Source organism: Microbacterium sp. NPDC055502, from assembly GCF_053643635.1.
Window position 1 is genome coordinate 1042656 of sequence record NZ_JBSHKJ010000001.1, and the last position, 17821, is coordinate 1060476.

Annotated in this window: 16 protein-coding genes; 8 read left to right on the top strand and 8 right to left on the bottom strand. The window is 70.2% G+C overall.

The annotated features are described in order from the left end of the window. Position 1 precedes the first annotated feature (1 nt). The 3 genes from ACWH95_RS05210 to ACWH95_RS05220 all read left to right on the top strand — a co-directional run bounded on the left by ACWH95_RS05210 (position 2) and on the right by ACWH95_RS05220 (position 3762). Entirely contained in the window at positions 2–802 is an 801-nt protein-coding gene (locus ACWH95_RS05210; protein ID WP_206252167.1) for an ABC transporter permease, read from the top strand. Next, the gene (locus tag ACWH95_RS05215) at positions 802–1845 is read left to right on the top strand and encodes an ABC transporter ATP-binding protein (protein WP_136037432.1); all 1044 of its coding nucleotides are present in this window, start codon (positions 802–804) and stop codon (positions 1843–1845) included. Before ACWH95_RS05210 ends, ACWH95_RS05215 begins: the two co-directional genes overlap by 1 nt. Positions 1846–1992: 147 nt before the next feature. Beyond that, positions 1993–3762, top strand: a complete 1770-nt coding sequence (locus ACWH95_RS05220; protein ID WP_447653420.1) for an alkaline phosphatase family protein — start codon at positions 1993–1995, stop codon at positions 3760–3762. A gap of 32 nt (positions 3763–3794) precedes the next feature. Here the strand turns inward: ACWH95_RS05220 and ACWH95_RS05225 are convergent, their stop codons facing one another. Together ACWH95_RS05225 and ACWH95_RS05230 are read right to left on the bottom strand one after the other, a co-directional pair. Next, a complete protein-coding gene (locus tag ACWH95_RS05225) occupies positions 3795–4853 on the bottom strand; it encodes an LLM class flavin-dependent oxidoreductase (protein ID WP_452313002.1) in 1059 nt (352 codons plus the stop codon). A gap of 28 nt (positions 4854–4881) precedes the next feature. Then, a complete protein-coding gene (locus tag ACWH95_RS05230) occupies positions 4882–6390 on the bottom strand; it encodes a DUF7059 domain-containing protein (protein WP_247638030.1) in 1509 nt (502 codons plus the stop codon). 96 nt (positions 6391–6486) lie between these two features. Between ACWH95_RS05230 and ACWH95_RS05235 the strand changes: the two genes are divergently transcribed. From ACWH95_RS05235 to ACWH95_RS05255, 5 genes are all read left to right on the top strand, one after another. Further along, positions 6487–8682, top strand: a complete 2196-nt coding sequence (locus tag ACWH95_RS05235; protein ID WP_454120311.1) for a DUF6049 family protein — start codon at positions 6487–6489, stop codon at positions 8680–8682. After that, on the top strand, positions 8679–10295 hold the full coding sequence (gene murJ, locus ACWH95_RS05240) for a murein biosynthesis integral membrane protein MurJ (RefSeq protein WP_452313000.1): 1617 nt from the start codon (positions 8679–8681) through the stop codon (positions 10293–10295). The genes ACWH95_RS05235 and murJ overlap by 4 nt, the downstream gene beginning before the upstream one ends. Before the next feature lie 98 nt (positions 10296–10393). Then, entirely contained in the window at positions 10394–11368 is a 975-nt protein-coding gene (gene trxB, locus ACWH95_RS05245; protein WP_136033775.1) for a thioredoxin-disulfide reductase, read from the top strand. A 68-nt stretch (positions 11369–11436) separates the two neighbouring features. Next, on the top strand, positions 11437–11760 hold the full coding sequence (trxA, locus tag ACWH95_RS05250) for a thioredoxin (protein WP_136033773.1): 324 nt from the start codon (positions 11437–11439) through the stop codon (positions 11758–11760). A gap of 197 nt (positions 11761–11957) precedes the next feature. Further along, positions 11958–12149, top strand: coding sequence for a hypothetical protein (locus ACWH95_RS05255; RefSeq protein ID WP_454120312.1), 192 nt, complete (start codon positions 11958–11960; stop codon positions 12147–12149). Between the two features lie 66 nt (positions 12150–12215). Here ACWH95_RS05255 and ACWH95_RS05260 read toward each other — a convergent pair whose 3' ends face one another. From ACWH95_RS05260 to ACWH95_RS05285, 6 genes are all read right to left on the bottom strand, one after another. Then, positions 12216–12866 (bottom strand): GNAT family N-acetyltransferase, encoded by a 651-nt coding sequence (locus tag ACWH95_RS05260; protein WP_240744642.1) that lies wholly within the window; start codon positions 12864–12866, stop codon positions 12216–12218. Next, a complete protein-coding gene (locus tag ACWH95_RS05265; RefSeq protein ID WP_136033771.1) occupies positions 12863–13549 on the bottom strand; it encodes a PIG-L deacetylase family protein in 687 nt (228 codons plus the stop codon). The genes ACWH95_RS05260 and ACWH95_RS05265 overlap by 4 nt, the downstream gene beginning before the upstream one ends. 24 nt (positions 13550–13573) lie before the next feature. After that, positions 13574–14461, bottom strand: a complete 888-nt coding sequence (locus tag ACWH95_RS05270) for a carbohydrate ABC transporter permease (RefSeq protein WP_136033769.1) — start codon at positions 14459–14461, stop codon at positions 13574–13576. After that, positions 14461–15435 carry a carbohydrate ABC transporter permease gene (locus ACWH95_RS05275; RefSeq protein ID WP_205812707.1) on the bottom strand — a complete coding sequence of 325 codons (975 nt, stop codon included), beginning with the start codon at positions 15433–15435 and terminating at the stop codon, positions 14461–14463. Before ACWH95_RS05275 ends, ACWH95_RS05270 begins: the two co-directional genes overlap by 1 nt. Before the next feature lie 66 nt (positions 15436–15501). Continuing rightward, on the bottom strand, positions 15502–16806 hold the full coding sequence (locus ACWH95_RS05280; protein WP_136033767.1) for an extracellular solute-binding protein: 1305 nt from the start codon (positions 16804–16806) through the stop codon (positions 15502–15504). Between the two features lie 24 nt (positions 16807–16830). After that, on the bottom strand, positions 16831–17787 hold the full coding sequence (locus ACWH95_RS05285) for a GNAT family N-acetyltransferase (RefSeq protein ID WP_454120313.1): 957 nt from the start codon (positions 17785–17787) through the stop codon (positions 16831–16833). Between the last annotated feature and the right edge of the window lie 34 nt (positions 17788–17821).

A 17821-nucleotide genomic window follows, 5' to 3' on the forward strand; every position in this document is an offset into this window, starting at 1 on the left:
CATGGTCCGTTCCGTTCCGATCCTCGGCCGGATCCTCGCGATCCTCCTCGGCGTCGTCGTGACGCTGTACATGCTCGTGCCGCTGCTCGTCGTCGCCGGCGCCTCGGTGGGCGAGAACCGCTTCCTCACGTTCCCCGGTCAGGGCTTCACGCTCGACTGGTACGTGGAGGCGCTCACCTCCGACACCTACCTGGAGCCGTTCCGCCTGAGCCTCGTGGTGGGTGTGACGGTCGCGATCGTCGCCGCGGCGATCGGCACGGCGGCCGCGCTGGCGCTCACCCGCTTCCGCGTCCCCGGCGGGGCCGCGATCCAGGCGCTGCTGATGTCGCCGCTGACGATCCCCACGATCATCCTCGCCATCGGTGCGCTGTCGATCGCGTCCCTGACGATCGGCTCGCCGAACGTCGGCGTGCTGATCGCGATCCACGTGGTCATCGCCATCCCGTACGTGATGCGCACCGTGACCGGGGTGATGACGCGCGCCGACCACTTCACCGAGGAGGCCGCGCGCACCCTCGGCGCCAGCACCTGGAACCGCTACCGGCTCGTCGTGCTCCCCATCGCCCGCCCCGGCATCGCGGCCGGCGCGTTCTTCGCCTTCAACATCTCGTTCGACGATGCGGTCATCGCCCTCTTCCTGCGCACTCCGCAGCTGGAGACGCTGCCCATCGCCATCTACGGCCAGCTGGAGTTCAGCACGTCGCCCACCGTGGCGGCCGTCTCGACCCTCATGGTCCTGCTCACCGTCGTCCTCATGATCGTCCTCGAACGCATCATCGGCCTGGGAAGGTTGTTCGTCTGATGACAACGCTCACCATCACCTCACTCACCAAGGACTTCAAGGGGACGAAGGTGCTCAAGGGCATCGACCTCTCGATGCGGTCCGGCGAGTTCGTCTCGCTGCTCGGTCCGTCGGGCTGCGGCAAGACCACGCTGCTCCGCTGCATCGCCGGGCTCGAGTCGCCCACCAGCGGCACGATCGAGATCGCGGGACAGGACGTCACGAAGCTGCCGCCCGAGAAGCGGCACCTCGGCATGATGTTCCAGAGCTATGCGCTGTTCCCGCACATGAGCGTGGTCGAGAACGTGCGCTTCGGGCTGCGGATGGCCGGCGACAAGCCCAAGGCCGAGCAGAAGGAGCTCGCGGTGCGGGCGCTGGAGCGCGTGCAGATGGGTCACCTCGCCGACCGCATGCCCGCCCAGCTGTCCGGCGGCCAGCAGCAGCGCGTGGCCCTCGCCCGAGCGATCGCGTTCGAGCCGCGGGTGCTGCTGCTCGACGAGCCCCTGTCGAACCTCGACGCGCGACTGCGGGAAGACATGCAGGTCGAGCTGAAGGAGCTGCACCGCACCCTCGGCCTCACCACGGTGTTCGTCACGCACGACCAGGAGGAGGCCATGAGCCTGTCCGACCGGATCGTACTGATGAACGGCGGCGTGATCGAGCAGGAGGGTGCGCCCGCCGAGCTGTACGGCTCCCCGCGCACCCCGTTCGCGGCGGACTTCATCGGGGCGGCGAACCTGCTCCCCGCGACCCGCTCCGGTGTGACCGCGACGGTCGACGGCACGGGCGTGCAGGTGCCGCTGACCGGTGCGGGCGCCGACGGCTCGGGCGAGGTGGTGCTGCGTCAGGAGGACCTGCACCTGGCGCCGGCGGTCGGCGCGGACGCCCCGGTGGCGGTCGAGGTCGTGGCGCACGTGTACCGCGGTGCCGACGTGGTCTACATCGTCGAGTTCGCCGGGAAGCGGCTGCGCGTCGTCCGCCCCCGCCACGAGCAGCCGATCCCCGAGGGCCCCGCCGGCCTCGGCTGGCGCGACGGCGCCGTGCTCTGGATCCCCGCCGCCTGACCCGCCCTCGACCATTCACAACTCCGGAGTTCTCGGGCGACACGTCGTCTCCTGCGCTGCGATCCGGCCATGGGGCTCGATTTCTCCGGAGTTGTGAACAGCGCCCAACCCCTGCGGAGCCGCCCCGCCCGGTCATAGGATCGGCGCATGGCCGACGAAGACTCCCCCTCCCCGTCTCCCGCCCCCCGCGACACGTCCCGCCGCGGGTTCTTCAAGGTGGGGGGTGCCGCACTCGCGGGGGCCGTCATCGGCGGGGCCGGAGGCGCGGCGATCGGCGCGTCCGTGGCGGGGAACAACCCGCGCGACGGCTTCGCGACCGGCGATGATCCGTTCGCCGCCCTCACGCCGCGGAAGGAGCCGGGCTTCGACCACGTGGTCGTGGTGATGGGCGAGAACCGCTCGTTCGACAACCTGCTCGGCTACCTCTACACGAAGGACACGCTGCCGAAGGGCGAGACGTTCGAGGGTCTCGCGTTCGGCTCGCACAGCAACACGGCCGCCGACGGCACCGTGGTCGATGCGCATGTCTACCAGGGCGACACCGACCGGATCATGAGCCTGCCCGACCCCGACCCGGGCGAGGAGTACCCGCACGTCAACACCCAGATCTTCGGCACGGTCGACCCGAAGACCAACGCTGACCTGTTCGTCGACCAGATGTCCGCGCCGTTCAACGCCCCGACGCACGGTGAGAAGGCGACGATGTCGGGCTTCCTCGAGGACTACATCATCAACTTCCGGCGGCTCCGCGGCGGCAAGGAGCCGAGCGTCGACGAGGCCCGGCACATCATGGGCTCGTTCTCGCCCGAGATGCTGCCGGTGCTGTCGACCCTGGCGTCGGAGTTCGCCGTGTTCGACCACTGGTACGCGGCCGTCCCCTCGCAGACGTTCTGCAACCGCTCGTTCTTCCACGCGTCCACCTCGCACGGATTCGTCACGAACCAGGCCGGCGGCGGCTACAAGAAGTGGATCGACGCCCCCGCGGCACCCACCGTGTTCAACCGGTTGGAAGACGCGAAGGTCAGCTGGAAGATCTACATCGACAAGCTGCAGCTCGTGTCGTTCACGGGCATGCTGCACGCCGCGGTGCTGGAGAAGTACTGGCGCACCGAGCACTTCGGCACGATGGAGGACTTCTACGCCGACGCGAAGAACGGCACCCTCCCCGCCTACGCGTTCATCGAGCCGCGGATGGTCTACGACCACAACGACTTCCACCCGCCGTTCGGGTCGCCGCGGGAGAGCGTGGTCGACGGCGAGCCGGTGTTCGACAGCGCCATCTCGGACGTGCGCGCCGGTGACCGCCTGATCCACGACATCTACGAGGCGGTGCGCACGAGTGCGACGCCCGACGGCTCGAACGCCGTGAACACCCTGCTGCTCATCACGTTCGACGAGCACGGCGGCTGCTACGACCACGTGCCGCCGCCCGCCGCCACGAAGCCGACGCCCGACACGAAGGCCGGCGAGATGGGCTTCACGTTCGACCGTCTGGGCTGCCGGGTGCCCGCGATCGCGGTGTCGGCGTACACCCGCCGCGGCACCATCATCCACGACGAGATGCACCACGGCTCGGTCACCGCGACGCTGTCGCGGTTGCACGGCCTGAAGCCGCTCAACGACCGCGACCAGTCGGCGAACACGCTCATGAACGTGGTGAACCTCGACAGACCGCGGCATCCGGCCGACTGGCCCGTGACCACCCCGGCCTACACGCCGCCGAACCCCGAGGAGGGCACGCCGCAGCCGAACGAGGCGGACCACCTCAAGCCGCTGACCCCGCCGGCACGCGGGCTGCTCGGCCTGCTCATCGCGCGCTACGGCACGCCCGGCGAGCCCGAGCCGCAGACCTTCGCCGACGCGTACAAGCTCCTGCACGAGCACGGCGAGGAGCTGTTCGGCCCCGCGAAGGGCTGATCCGAGCCGCGGACGGCGCGGGGCGACCGGCGTCAGGCGACCGGGTCGCCCTGCACGGGTCCCTCGGTGTTCGGCTTCCACCCGAGCCCCGGGGCCACGTGCTCCGCGAACGCCTCCAGCACGTGCAGGTTGTACTCCGGGCCGAGCTGGTTGGGGATCGTGAGCATGAGGGTGTCCGCGGCCATCACGGCCTCGTCCGCGAGCAGCTGCTGGATGAGCACGTCGGGCTCCGCGGCGTAGGTCTTGCCGAACGTGGAGCGGAACCCGTCGATCACGCCGATCTGGTCGCCGTTCTCCTCGCTGCGCAGCCCGAAGTAGGCGCGATCCATGTCGGAGATCAGCGGGAAGACGCTGCGGCTCACCGACACCCGCGGGGTCCCGGTGTGCCCGGCCTCCTTGTACGCGGCGCGGAACAGGTCGATCTGCTCGCGCTGCAGCTCGTGGAACGGCTGTCCCGTGGCCTCGGTCACGAGGGTGGAGCTCATCATGTTGAGGCCCTGGCGTCCGGTCTCCTCGGCCGTGGCGCGCGAGCCGGAGCCCCACCAGATGTGGTCGCGGAGGGTGGGCGACTGCGGCTCGATGGCCAGGTACTGCCCGGCACCCACCATGCGCGGGTCGCCCGGGGCGAGGCGCTCCCCGTCGATGGCGCGCAGGAAGATCTCGAACTTCTCGCGCGCCAGCACACTGCCGCGCTCCGGGTCCTCGGTGTCGCGGAAGCCGAACGTCTCGTAGCCGCGCAGCGCGGTCTCGGGTGAACCACGGCTCACGCCGAGGGCGATGCGGCCGTCGGCGATGAGGTCGAGCGCGGCGGCCTCCTCCGCGAACTGGAAGGGGTTCTCGTAGCGCATGTCGATCACGCCGGTGCCGACCTCGATGCGCTCGGTGCGCGCGGCCATGGCGGTCAGCAGCGGCATGGGCGAGGCCGCCTGGCGCGCCCAGTGGTGCACGCGCACGTACGCGCCGTTCACGCCCAGCTCGTCGGCCCCCTCCGCGATCTCGATCGTCTGCTTCAGCATGTCGCCCGCGGTGCGGGTCGCCGAGCCGGGCACGTCTGCGTAGTGCCCGAAGGAGAGGAATCCGAAAGCCTTCATGATGTATTCGAACGCATGGATGCCGCGTCTATTCCCCCGGTGTCAGGAAGCCGTCCCGCACGAGGGAGCGGATCTTCGGCTCCAGGTCGGCCCACAGGTCCGCCAGCGGCACGTCGAACAGGTCGGCCAGCGCGCCGACGATCTGCGCCACCGTGAGCTCCCCGTCGCACGCGCCGACGAACCCGGCGAGCGCGGAGTCCACCCCCACCGTGCGCGCGAAGCCACCGCCCTGCCGCAGCTCGATCACGCTGGGGTCGTCGTCGCCCGGCATGAGGTGTCTGGCCTCGGTCACGTCGGGCGCCACGAGCAGCGTCGACGGCAGCCCCGCCGCGAGCACGTCGTGCGCGGCGAGCCCCGCGGCGAGCGCCGCGCCCACGTTCGACACCGACTGTCCGAGCCGCTCCACCCGCCGTAGGGGCTCGCCGCCGCCGCGGCGCAGCAGCACGTACCCGAACCCGACCGCGGTCACGCCGCGGGCCGCGAAGTCGTCGAGCCACGCGGTGAGCAGCGGCACGAACGCGGCATCGCGGGGCGTGGTCCCTCCGTCGCGGATCCACAGTTCCGCGTACGCCAGGGGCGTCAGCTCCTCGCGCTCGATCACCCACAGGTCGAGGTCGGCGGGCACCCACGCCTCGAGCCGCGCGAGCCCGGTGACGCCCTGCCGGGACTCCCAGTTGCCGAGCAGCTGCGCGATGCCCCCGCGGGTGAGGTGCGCCGGGGCCGCGCGCACGAACGTCTCCACCAGCGCGTCGCCGACGAGCCCGCCGTCGCGGTACTCGTACGCGGGCACGCCCTCGGTGCGCGGGGTGATCACGAACGGCGGGTTCGACACGATCAGGTCGAACGCCTCCCCCGCGACCGGGTCGAACATGCTGCCGTGGCGGAAGTCGATGTTCGTCACGCCGTTGAGCTGCGCGTTGAGCTCGGCGTAGGCGAGGGCGCGGCGGGAGATGTCGGTCGCGACCACCGTGCCCGCGCGCCGGGCGACCAGCAGCGCCTGGATGCCGCAGCCCGTGCCGAGGTCGAGCGCGCGCTCCACCTGCACCGGCACGACGGTCTCCGCGAGGGTGCGCGACGCCCCGCCCACGCCCAGCACGTGGTCGGCGGGCAAGGGGCCGTCCAGCGCCACCTCATCGAGGTCGCTCGCGATCCACCACTCGCCCACCCCGTCGGCGTCGACGAACGACTGCGGGCGCAGCAGCGCGCACGGTGCGACCGTGTCGCCCTCGACGCGCGCGAGCCCCAGGGCCACGAGTCCATCCACTCCGAGCGTCGGGAGGGCCGACGCGACGGCGGCCTCCGGCTGCGGGAGCCCGAGCACGAACAGGCGGCCGAGGGTCGCGAGCACACCGTCGTCGTCGGCGATCGCGCGGAGGATCGGCTCGCGCATGCCGCGGCCGAGCGCGTCGTCGGCCTCCGTGCCCCACAGCTGCCGGAGCGGGTCCGACCGCAGGTCGGCGGCGTCGAGATCGGCGGCGAGGCGGGCGCTGCGGACGGGGTCGGGGACGGGTGCGGGGGCGTCGGACACGGCCGTCACTCTACGCGTCTTCAGGGTTCTCCTCCCTCGCGCCTCCTAGAATCGCAGGGTCAGTACTCACGATCCGCCCCTCCCCGGCGTTCGAGGAAGACCTTCATGACCGCGATCACCCCCCACACGGGCCTCCGTGTGCGCCTGCGACGGCTGGCGGCCGCGGTGATCGCCGCCTCCGTGTGCGCCGTCGCGGTTCCCGCGGTCGCGGCCGCCGCGGATCAGAAGGGCGACGACGACACCCGCACGGTCGAGCTGCACGTCTCCGCCGGGCTGCGGGGCGTGGTCGCCCCCGGCACCTCCACGTCAGCGGTCGTCACGATCACCAACGGCACCGAGACCGAGCTGAGCGCCGGACGGGTCGAGATCGAGCTCGGCAGCACGCCCCTCCCCACCTCCGATGCCGTGAGCGACTGGCTCGACGACGGTGAGACGGACGGCTCCTTCGTCTCGCTCGGCGACGAGGCGTCGAAGGCCGCCGACCCGGACGGCATCGCCACGACCACGGTGTTCGTGCCGCAGGAGACCATCGAGACCCTGGCCCCCGGCGTCTACCCGCTGCGGGCGGCACTGACCGGGGCGCGCACGGGCGACACCGGCGGCGAGCGCGCGGCCACGTGGGACACCACGGCCACGAGCGTGCTGGTGGTCAACGCGTCCTCGGCGAGCCCGGTCGGCGTCCTCGTGCCCGTCACCGCGACCCCGGCCGGCGGCGCCCTGCTGACGGCGGAGGAGCTCACGACGCTGACCGCACCGGAGGGCGCGCTCACGGCGCAGCTCGACGGGGTCTCCGGCACCACGGCCGTACTCGCGATCGACCCCGCGATCCTCGCGTCGATCCGCGCCCTCGGCACCGCGGCACCGGAGTCGGCGAGGGAGTGGCTGACGCGGCTCGACGAGCTCCCCAACCCCCGGTTCGCGCTGCAGTTCGGTGATGCCGACGTCACGGTGCAGGCGCAGACGGGCCTGAGCGCGCTGCTGTCCCCGCTGCCGTTCGCCGCCCTCCTCGACCCCGCCGCGTTCCCGCAGCAGCAGGCCACCGCCGAGCCCACGTCCGCGCCGGGGTCGACACCGAGCCCCTCGCCGGGGAGCACGAACGCGCCCGCCCTGCCCGACGACGCGACGCTCACCGAGGTCGACGGCGCTCTCCCCCGCATCGTGTGGCCGGAGGAGGACCTCACCCAGGCCGACGTGACGGCGTTCGCGGGGTACCTCGGCCAGGGCACGACCACGGTCGTGTCGTCCGACACGGTCGGCGGACCCACCGCCGCATACGCCACCGCGGGCGGACAGGACCTGCTGGTGACCGACGCCGCGACGTCCGCTGCGCTCTCGGGCGCCGCCGGGGCGTCGGATCCGGTCGTGCGGCAGCGTCTGCTCGCGGAGGCCGCCGCGCAGCTGTTCCTGGCGCAGGGCGCCACGGGCGGCGCACCGCTGCTGGTCGGACTCGACCGCGACGAGACCCGCACGGCCGACGCACTGCGCGACGCGATCTCCGCCGCCGACTCCGTCGGGTTCGAGCTGTCGACGGTCCGCGCCGCCGCTCCCGTCGCGGTCACGCTGCCGGAGGCGGCCGCCGCCCCCCGCTCGGCCGACCTCGTGAACCTGCTCACCGACGAACAGTCGCTCACCGCGTTCTCGTCGATCCTGAGCGAGCCCGACGTGCTGCTCGCCCCGGAGCGGATGCGCATCCTGCGCACGATCGCGGTGGGGTCGTCCGACGCCGCGTTTGCCGAGAAGGTCGCGGCCCACCGCGCCCGCACGACCACGACCCTGTCGAGCGTGAGCATCCCCCCGTCGAGCACCATCCAGCTCCTCACCGCGAACGCCGACTTGCCGATCGCGGTGCGCAACGACCTCCCGTGGCCGGTGACCGTGCGGCTGTCCGCCTCGCCGAGCGACCCGCGCCTCGAGGTGAAGCCCATGATCGAGACGGTCGTGCAGCCCCAGTCGAGCACGCGGGTCAAGGTGCCCGTGTCGGCGCGGGTGGGCAGCGGCGAGCTCGACCTCCGGCTCAGCCTGTCCAGCCCCACGGGCGTGCCCATCCAGTCCGAGCAGTCGGTGCGGGTGGCGGTGCGCGCGGAGGGGGAGACGATCGGGCTCGTGGTGTTCGGCGGCCTCGCCGTGCTGCTCATCGCCCTCGGCGTGGTGCGCACGGTGCGCCGCAAGCGCCGGGAGGCCATCGAGGAGCACGCGGTCGAGGTGGCCGTCGACGAGCTGATCGAGGAGAAGGAGGCCGAGGCGGCGGCGCAGGAGCGCGCACTCGACCGCGACGCCCCGCCGACGAAGGAGACCCCGTGACGAGCCTCGGACGCGCGAGCGCCATCATCGGTGCCGGCACCCTGGTGTCACGCCTCACCGGTCTGCTCCGCAGCATCGTGCTGGTGGGCGTGCTCGGCGCCGTGGGCTCGGAGGCCGCCGACGCCTTCACCTTCGCCAACACCCTGCCCAACAGCGTGTTCTCGCTGATCTCGGTCGGCGTGCTGACGGCGGTGATCGTGCCGCAGATCGTGAAGGCCACGGCCGACGCCGACGGCGGCAACGCGTTCATCTCGAAGCTGTTCACGCTCGGCACGGTCGTGCTGGTCGCGACCACCGCTGTCGCGACGATCGCCGCGCCGTGGCTGGTCGTGCTCGTCGCTGGCCGGGCGCCGCTGGAGGCGCAGGCCCTGGCGACCGCGCTCGCCTACTGGTGCCTCCCGCAGATCCTCTTCTACGGCCTGTACGCGCTGCTGGGCGAGGCCCTCAACGCGCGACGCATCTTCGGCCCGTTCACGTGGGCACCGGTCGTCAACAACATCGTCTCGATCATCGGCTTCCTGATCCTGGGGGCGCTGTTCGCCCCGGTGCCGACGAAGGCGGCGGAGTGGACGCCCGCGATGATCGCCACGCTCGGCGGCACGGCCACGCTCGGCATCGCGCTGCAGGCGCTGGTGCTGCTCGTGTTCTGGCGGCGCACCGGGCTGGCCCTCAAGCCCGACTTCCACTGGCGCGGCGTGGGCCTCGGCACAGTCGGCAAGCTCGCCGGCTGGACCTTCCTGATGGCGTTCGCGAGCCTGGCCGCCGGCGTGCTCCAGGGCAACATCGTGAGCGAGGCTTCCGGTTCGGGCGCCTCCGCGACGGTCACCGCGAACGCGTGGCTGATCTTCATGCTGCCGTACTCCGTGATCGTGCTGTCGATCGGGACGCCCTACTTCACGCAGATCAGCGAGCACGCCGCGGCCGGACGCGACCCCGAGGTGCGCGCCGACATCTCGCGCAGCATCCGCACGCTGCTGTTCTTCATCGTGGCGGCCGTCGCCGCCGTGGCCGCCGCTGCGATCCCCGCGTCGCGCGTGTTCACGAGCTCCGCGCCCGACGCCGAGGCCGCCGCGCTGGTGCTGCTGTGCTATCTCGTGAGCCTGATCCCGCTGACGATCCTGTTCATCGTGCAGCGCACCTTCTACGCCTACGACGACACCCGCACGCCGTTCTGGTTCACGATCTTCCAGTGCGTCCTCATCGTCGCGACGGCGCTGCTCGCGGGCGGGCTGTACCAGGCCGGGGTGATCCCTATCACGATGCTCGCGGCCGCGGTCGCCCTCGGCCAGTCCGTCGCGAGCACCCTGCAGACGATCGTCGCGACCTGGCTTCTGCATCGTCGCCTCGGCGGTCTCGGCGTGCGCACGTGGGCGACCTCGATCGGCCGCTTCGCGGTGGCGGCGATTCCCGCGGGCTTCGCCGGGTGGGGCGTGTTCCAGCTGATGGGCGGCGCCGGCGGCTGGACCGCCTCGGACAAGATCCAGGGCGCCGTGGGCACGGCGATCATCGGCCTCGTCGTGGTCGCGGTCTACATCGCGCTGCTGGCGGCGATGCGGGCGCCCGAGCTGAAGGCGGCGGGCGGCCTGATGCGCCGTTTCCTCCCTGGTCGCTGAGGCCCGCGCGCGCCTGCCGCTGGGGAATGCCCCGCGGTTACCATGGGTTGAAGCAGTCGGACGTCTTTCGACGGCACCGCCTTTCTAACGGAGATCACATGCGTCAGGTCATCATCATCGGCTCCGGCCCCGCCGGATTCACGGCTGCCATCTACGCCGCACGCGCGAACCTGGAGCCGCTGCTCATCGCGAGCTCGGTCGAGGTCGGCGGTGAGCTGATGAACACCACCGAGGTCGAGAACTACCCGGGCTTCCCGGAGGGCATCCAGGGCCCCGAGCTGATGGCCAAGTTCCAGGAGCAGGCCGAGAAGTTCGGCACCGAGGTCCTGTACGACGACGTCACCGAGCTCGATGTCGCCGGCCCGGTCAAGAAGGTCACGCTCGGCTCCGGCGCCACGCACGAGGCGAAGACCATCATCTATGCGACGGGCTCGGCCTACCGCAAGCTCGGCATCGAGGGCGAGGAGCGCCTGTCGGGCTTCGGCGTGTCCTGGTGCGCCACGTGCGACGGCTTCTTCTTCCGCCAGAAGACCATCGCGGTCGTCGGCGGCGGCGACTCGGCGATGGAGGAGGCGACCTTCCTCACGCGCTTCGCCGACAAGGTGTACGTGATCCACCGCAAGGACACGCTGCGCGCCTCGAAGATCATGCAGGAGCGGGCGTTCGCGAACGAGAAGATCGAGTTCGTGTGGAACAGCGAGGTCGCGGAGATCCTCGGCGAGACCGCGGTCACCGGTGTGCAGCTGCGGTCCACGGTCGACGGCTCGCTGCGCGACCTGCCCCTCGACGGCCTCTTCATCGCGATCGGCAACGACCCGCGCACGCACCTCGTGCACGACAAGCTCGAGCTCACGTCCGAGGGCACGATCTGGGTCGACGGCCGCTCCTCCCGCACCTCGGTCCCCGGGGTGTTCGCGGCGGGCGACGTGATCGACCCGACCTACCGTCAGGCCATCACCGCCGCCGGCACCGGCACGGTCGCCGCGCTCGACGCGGAGCACTTCCTCGCCGATCTGGAGGACGCCTCGGTCGAAGTCCCCGCCGCGGAGGCCGCCGAGGTCATCACGGCCTGATCAGCGCCGGGAACACTTTCCCCTCGCCCGTTGTTGTAGCAGGCGAACCTCGAACAAGGAGAACTCTGATGAGTGCAAAGGCAACGAGCCAGGCGACCTGGGAGCAGGACGTGCTGCAGGCCGATGGTCCCGTGCTGGTGGACTTCTGGGCCGAGTGGTGCGGTCCGTGTCGTATGGTCGCGCCGGTGCTGGACGAGATCCAGGCCGACAACCCCGACAAGATCACCATCCTCAAGCTCAACGTCGACGAGAACCCCGAGCTCGCCATGAAGTACCAGATCACGTCGATTCCGGCGATGAAGGTCTTCCACGGCGGCGAGGTCAAGACGACCATCATCGGCGCCAAGCCGAAGTTCGCCCTCGAGAAGGATCTCGCCGACTTCATCGGCTGATCCTCCCCGGACGACGAGAAGGGGCCGCACCTCCCGGGGGTGCGGCCCCTTCTGCGTGCCCGCCCCTCAGTGCCGCGGCGTTATGGACCAGTCTCCATTGGGTGGCGTGGATCGGTCGTTCGCGACTAGCGTGTTACATGAAGACTGCCTGGCTCGGCAGTTGCTGGAGTGCTCAACAGGCGGACAGGAGACAAGCGATGAACCCGATGATCGTTGGCGTAGGCGTCCTCCTTGTCGCCTCTCCGGCAATCCTCCTTGTCGCGCTCATCGTGATGATCCGGCGCTTTCGAGACAGCGTCCATGCGGAGCTTCGCCGCCTCCGAGAAGACGTGAACCGGAAGACTGACGAAGAACCCAGGACGACTGAGCACGGGCAGGTGATCGGCTGATCCTCCCCGGACGACGAGAAGGGGCCGCACCTCCCGGGGGTGCGGCCCCTTCTGCGTCCCCGGCCCTCAGTGCCGCGGGGTCACGTCGTCGAGAAGCATCCCGAACGTCACCCCGTCGTCCGTCCGACGCAGCTCCGCGAAGCCGAGGCGACGGTAGAACGCGATGGCGCCGGTGTTGCGCGTCCCGGCGGTCAGCTGCATCCCCGGCACGCCCCGGTCGCGCAGCAGCGTCGCGAGCGTGTCGATCAACCGCCGCCCCCACCCGTGGCCCTGCGCCTCGGGCAGCAGGTCGATGTGCAGATGCGCGGGGTAGCGGTCCACGAACGGCACCCGACCCTCGCCGATCCTCCGGGCGAACGCGACGATGGTCGCATCCCTGCCCCCGTCGGCACGGTCGCCCCGGTGCCGCGCCTCGCGGGGAGGCCACCACGCGTGCCGGAACCACTGCTCGTACGCGGTCGTGTCGGGCGCGCACACCACGTACCCGAGTACGCGGTCGCCGGCGTCGAGCACGAGACACGTCTCGGGGCTCCACGCCGCGTAGGGCAGCGCGAACACCTCCCCCAGCAGCCGTGGCGAGCGGTAGAGGCCCGTGGCGTCGGCGCCCGAGTCCCCCGTGCGCAGGCACACGGCGGCAAGGTCGTCCTCGTCGCCCACGCGGAAGGGCCGGAGGCGCAGACGCACCTCCGGCCCTTCGGTCGAGCGCTCGGGGCTCACGGCCCTGCCAGCTCGGCGCCCTTGTCGCCGCGCTTGAAGCCGCACGCCCGGGTGGTGCCGGCAAGGCAGCCCTTCGCGAGCATGTTTGCGCTGTAGTAGTCGATGTACCGGAACCCGTAGGTCTCTCCGCGGGCGAAGGCCTGGCCCTGGATGGCCGCCCGCCAGGTCTCGAACGCGGCGTCGGGGATGTCGACGTACAGGTCGGGCGTGAAACCCTCCGCGTCTTCCCAGTTGTCCGCGTGCAGGAACTGCGAGATGCCGTGGCGTCCGTACGGGCTGTCCACGGGGAGAGACGCGAGGAACCGGCCGCGCTCCGCGAGGATCGCCGCGCGCTCGTGGTCGCGGTGGATGCTCGTGGTCCAGTGCGTGATGAGGATCTCGGGCTTCTCCTGCCGGATGATGTCAGCGATCTGCTCCGCGGCGGAGTCGTCGTCGGGCAGGAAGCCGTCGGAGTAGTCCAGCACGCGGAACTCGGCACCGATCGCCGCCGCGAAGGCCTCGCCCTCCGCCACCTTCTGCTTCCGGTACTCGTCGGGCGCGATCGTGGGGTGGCCCCGCTCGCCGTAGGTGCACGCGAGGATGATCGCCCGGTCCCCCTCCTGCACCATCTTGGCGAGGGTCGGACCCGCCGTGAGGTCCATGTCGCCGATGTGCCCGCCGATGGCGAGTACGGTCCTACCCATTGTCATCACTCCGTTTCGTGGGGGTCACTTCATTCCGCTGAGCATGACGCCGCGGACGTAGTACTTCTGCAGGAAGAGGAAGATCAGCAGCACCGGGAGGGTGCTGATGACGATGCCGGCCATCACGATCGGCATGGTGCGGTTCGGGTCGATGAAGCTCTGCAGCATCTGGATGCCGACGGGCAGCGTCATCAGGTCGGGGTTGGCGGAGGCGATCAGCGACGACCAGATGTACTCGTTCCACTGGCCGACGAACGTGATCACGCCGAGGGTGATGGCCACCGGCGTCGCCTGCGGCAGCACGATGTTGAAGAACAGCCGCCACTCCCCCGCACCGTCGATGCGCGCGGCCTCGAGCATCTCGTCGGGCACGCCCACCATGAACTGGCGCATCAGGAAGATGCCGAACCCGCTGACGAGGAACGGCAGCATGAGCGAGACGATGTTGTTCGTCATACCGCCGAAGCCACCCTGGCCGAGGATGTTGTTGCCGCCCACCAGCGGCCAGTTCAGCATGATCAGGAAGTCGGGGATCAGCAGCAGGAACGGCGGCAGCATCATGGTCGCGAGCACGAACCGGAAGATCACGTCGCGACCGCGGAACCGCAGCTTCGCGAGCGCGTAGCCCGCCATCGCGGAGGTGATGAGCACCGACGCGGTGACCACGAGCGTCACGACCGTGCTGTTGAAGAACAGCTTGTCCAGCTGCAGCTGCTCGAACGCGGCGGTGTAGTTGTCCCAGGTCCAGTTCTCCGGGAAGAACCGGTACGGGAAGATGCCGTACTCACCGGGGCCCTTCAGCGAGCTGAAGACCGTGTCGAAGAACGGGACCACCATCATCACGCCACCGATGGCGACCACGAGGTAGGAGATCCACGGGAACGGGTGGCGCTTGCGCTGACGGACGCCCATCAGTCGTCTCCTCCGGTGCGACGGCTGATCCAGAGCTGGAGCAGCGTGATGATGAAGATGATCAGGAAGAGCACCATGGCCATGGCGCTCGCGGTACCCCAGGCGCCGAACTTGAACGCCTGCTGGTACATCTCGAACGCGGCGACGTTCGTGGCGTTCGCGGGTCCGCCGTCCTTGGTCATCACGATGATGAGCGCGAACGACTGCAAGCCGGCGATGCACTGGGTGATGAAGACGAACACCAGGGAGGGCCGCAGCAGCGGCAGCGTGATGCTCCAGAACGTGCGCCAGGAGTTCGCGCCGTCGATCTCCGCGGCCTCGTACATGGTCTTGTCGATGCCCTTGATGCCCGCCGTGAGGATGAGCACGGCCGCGCCGATCGAGGCCCACGCCTGCACCACGGCGACCGCGGGGAGGGCGAGGTTCGGGTCGGACAGGAAGCCGATGGAGTTCACGCCGAGGGCGTTGAGCACCGCGTTGATGAGGCCGGCCGGCTGGTAGAGCATCTTCCACACATTGCCGATCGCGACCACGGTGGCCACGACGGGGAGGAAGTACAGGAACCGCCAGAATCCCTGGAACTTGAGGCGTTCGATGAGCTGGGCGACGACGACCGAGCCGCCGACCGCGAGGATCACGGCGATGATCGCGAACAGGAACGTGTTGATGAGGATCGGCTGCACGAACGTGCTGTCGATCTGCAGGATCTCCAGGTAGTTCTGGAACCCGGTGAACTCGATCTTGGTGAGGTCGTATCCGCCCCAGGTCGACAGCGACAGGAAGATCGCGAAGAACGTGGGCAGGATCAGGAAGACGGTGAAGAACAGCAGGGAGGGCGCGAGGAACAGGTAGCCGGCACGGGCTTCGCGGCGGAACCGACGCGAACGCGGCTTGGCCTTCTTCCCGACCGTCGTCACCGCGATCGTGTCCTCCGCGGCTTCCTGCGCCGCCGTCATGAGAGTGGGGTTGGCCATCGGCCCTCCGTGGGTGGTCTCGGGGTGGAGGGCGGGGACGCGCGTGGTCCCCGCCCTCCGGTGGTGCTACTGGGCGTCGATCTCCTTGACCAGCTTCGAGAAGGTGGTCTTCACGTCGGCGCCGTTGACGATGATGTCGTTGAGCGCCGTGTTGGTGGCGGTCTTCGCCTCGTAGGCGTTCGACGCGTTCGACTCGGCCATCGCGTAGTCGGCGGCGGCGTAGATCGCCTCGAGGTTCGGCTCCTCGGCGAGGTACTTCGGCCCGAGGATCTCCGCGTCCGTGGTGCGCGGCGGGATCAGCCCCTGCGTGGCGAGGAAGTCGCCGAGGGCGGTGACGCCGTCCTCGTTCTCGTGCGAGTTGAGCCAGCTGAGGAACTTCCAGGCCTCTTCCTGGTGCTGGCTGCCGGAGTTCACGCCGGTGAAGAAGCTGTAGGCGAGGGAGCCCACGTCACCGGTCTCCGGGCCGGGCACGGGGGCGACGCCGACGTTGGCGTAGTCGTCGCCCATCGAGGCCTTCAGGCTGCCGATCCACCAGCCGGCCTGCACGGCCATGGCCACGCCGCCCGTGGGGAACGCCTTCGTCGGCATGATCGAGGTCGAGGTGGCGCCGGTCTCGGCCAGGTCGGACTCGAGCTGCATCACGTCCTCGGCCTTGTCGTCCATGGCGGACTTCCCGTCGGCCGCGAGGAACTCGCCACCGGCGGAGTCGAGCAGCGACAGGAACGGGTGCACCGTGTGGTTGTCGCCGTCCTGGATGAGGGAGAGGCCCTGCACGATCGTGTTGCCCGAGCCGTCCTTCTTCGTGGTGGCGTTGGCGGCCTCGACCAGCTCGTCCCAGTTCGCCGGCGGGGCGTCGTAGCCCGCGTCGGCGAGGAGCTGCTTGTTGTAGAACAGCGCGTACGTGTTGAACTCGGTCGGGTATCCGAGGATCTCGCCGTCACCGGTCGTGACCGAGGCGAGCGCCGCGGGGCTGTAGTTGTCGGTGATGTCGGCCGCGACGTCCTTGGGCGGAGCGGAGAGCACGCCGTTGGCCTGCAGCTGCCCACCCCACAGGGAGTACGAGCTGACGATGTCGGCGCCGCGTCCGCCGGTCTGGCGCACGTTGAGGGTGGTGAGCAGCTCGTCGAAGTTGACGGCCTGCGAGGTCACCTGGATGTCGGGGTTCTCCTCGTTCCACTGGTCGATGAGGTCGCCGATCCCGGTCTTGAACGGGTCGCTGCCGTAGTGGCTGAGGAAGGTGAGCTTCACGACGCCGTCGTCTCCGCCCCCTTCCGCCCCGGTGGTGCATCCGGCGAGGGCGAGCGCGGCCGCGCCCGTGAGCGCGACGGTGGTCACCAGGCGTCGGCGGTGACGCTGTGCTGCAGACTTCATGTGATTCCTCTCGGGTGGGCCGCGTCAGGCGGCGGTGGGGGCGTGCAGGATCGTGAAGGTGCGAGTGATCTCGAACCCGGTGTTCAGGTACAGGTGTCCGGCGGCGGAGGTCTCCTCGGTCCACAGGAACCAGGCGCTGTGGGCGCCCAGGGCACGCATGCGCTCGAGCGTGAGGTGCAGCAGGATCTTCCCGAGTCCCGTGCCGCGGCTCTCCGGCAGCACCCCGAACGGGCCGAAGCGCTCCAGCACGTTCTCGTACGTGCCGTGCATGGCCCAGCCGAGCATGGCGCCCTCGGGGTTGCGGCAGACCATGATGCGCTCGAGCGACTGTCCGCCGAGCACGCCCTCGCGGATACCGCGCGACCAGTCGGCGTTGAAGGTGCCGGCGATCTCGATCAGGTCGACCAGGTCGTCGCCCGTCGGTGAGAAGAACGTCCAGCCCTGGTCCCGGAGCTCGGCGATGCGGGCGCGCACGTCGTCGGGCATGGCGTAGTCGTTGAGCGTACGGTCCATGGCGACCGAGGTGTACTGCGTCTGGAAGCCGACGGAGCGCAGGAACGCGTCGGCTTCGGGGTAGCGGTCGGCGTCGAGCCCGGGGAGGAAGTAGTTGGGCGTGTACGACGAGAAGTAGACGGTCTCGACGCCGTGCCCGCGCAGCCACTCCTTCGCGGCGGCCATCAGGGTGGTGGCGATGCCGTGGCGTCGGGCTGACGGGACGACGAAGAAGAACGGGATCCAGCCCGAGGTGGGCTCCAGGTCGTCGCCGTCGGCCGCGATCTGGCGGCGGACGGCGTAGACCGCGCCGACGATGTCGCCGTCGGACTCGGCGAGGAAGAGTCCGTCGGCGTTGAAGTTGCGGTCGAGCAGGATCAGGTCGCGGAACCGCTCGTAGCTGATGCCGTCGGCGGGGGCCGCTTCGGTCCAGGCTCGCGCGATCTCGGGGCCGTCTCCCGCGCGGAAGGTCCGGACGATGCTCTCCATTGATATCTCCTCGGGTGAAGGGGGGTGCGGCAGC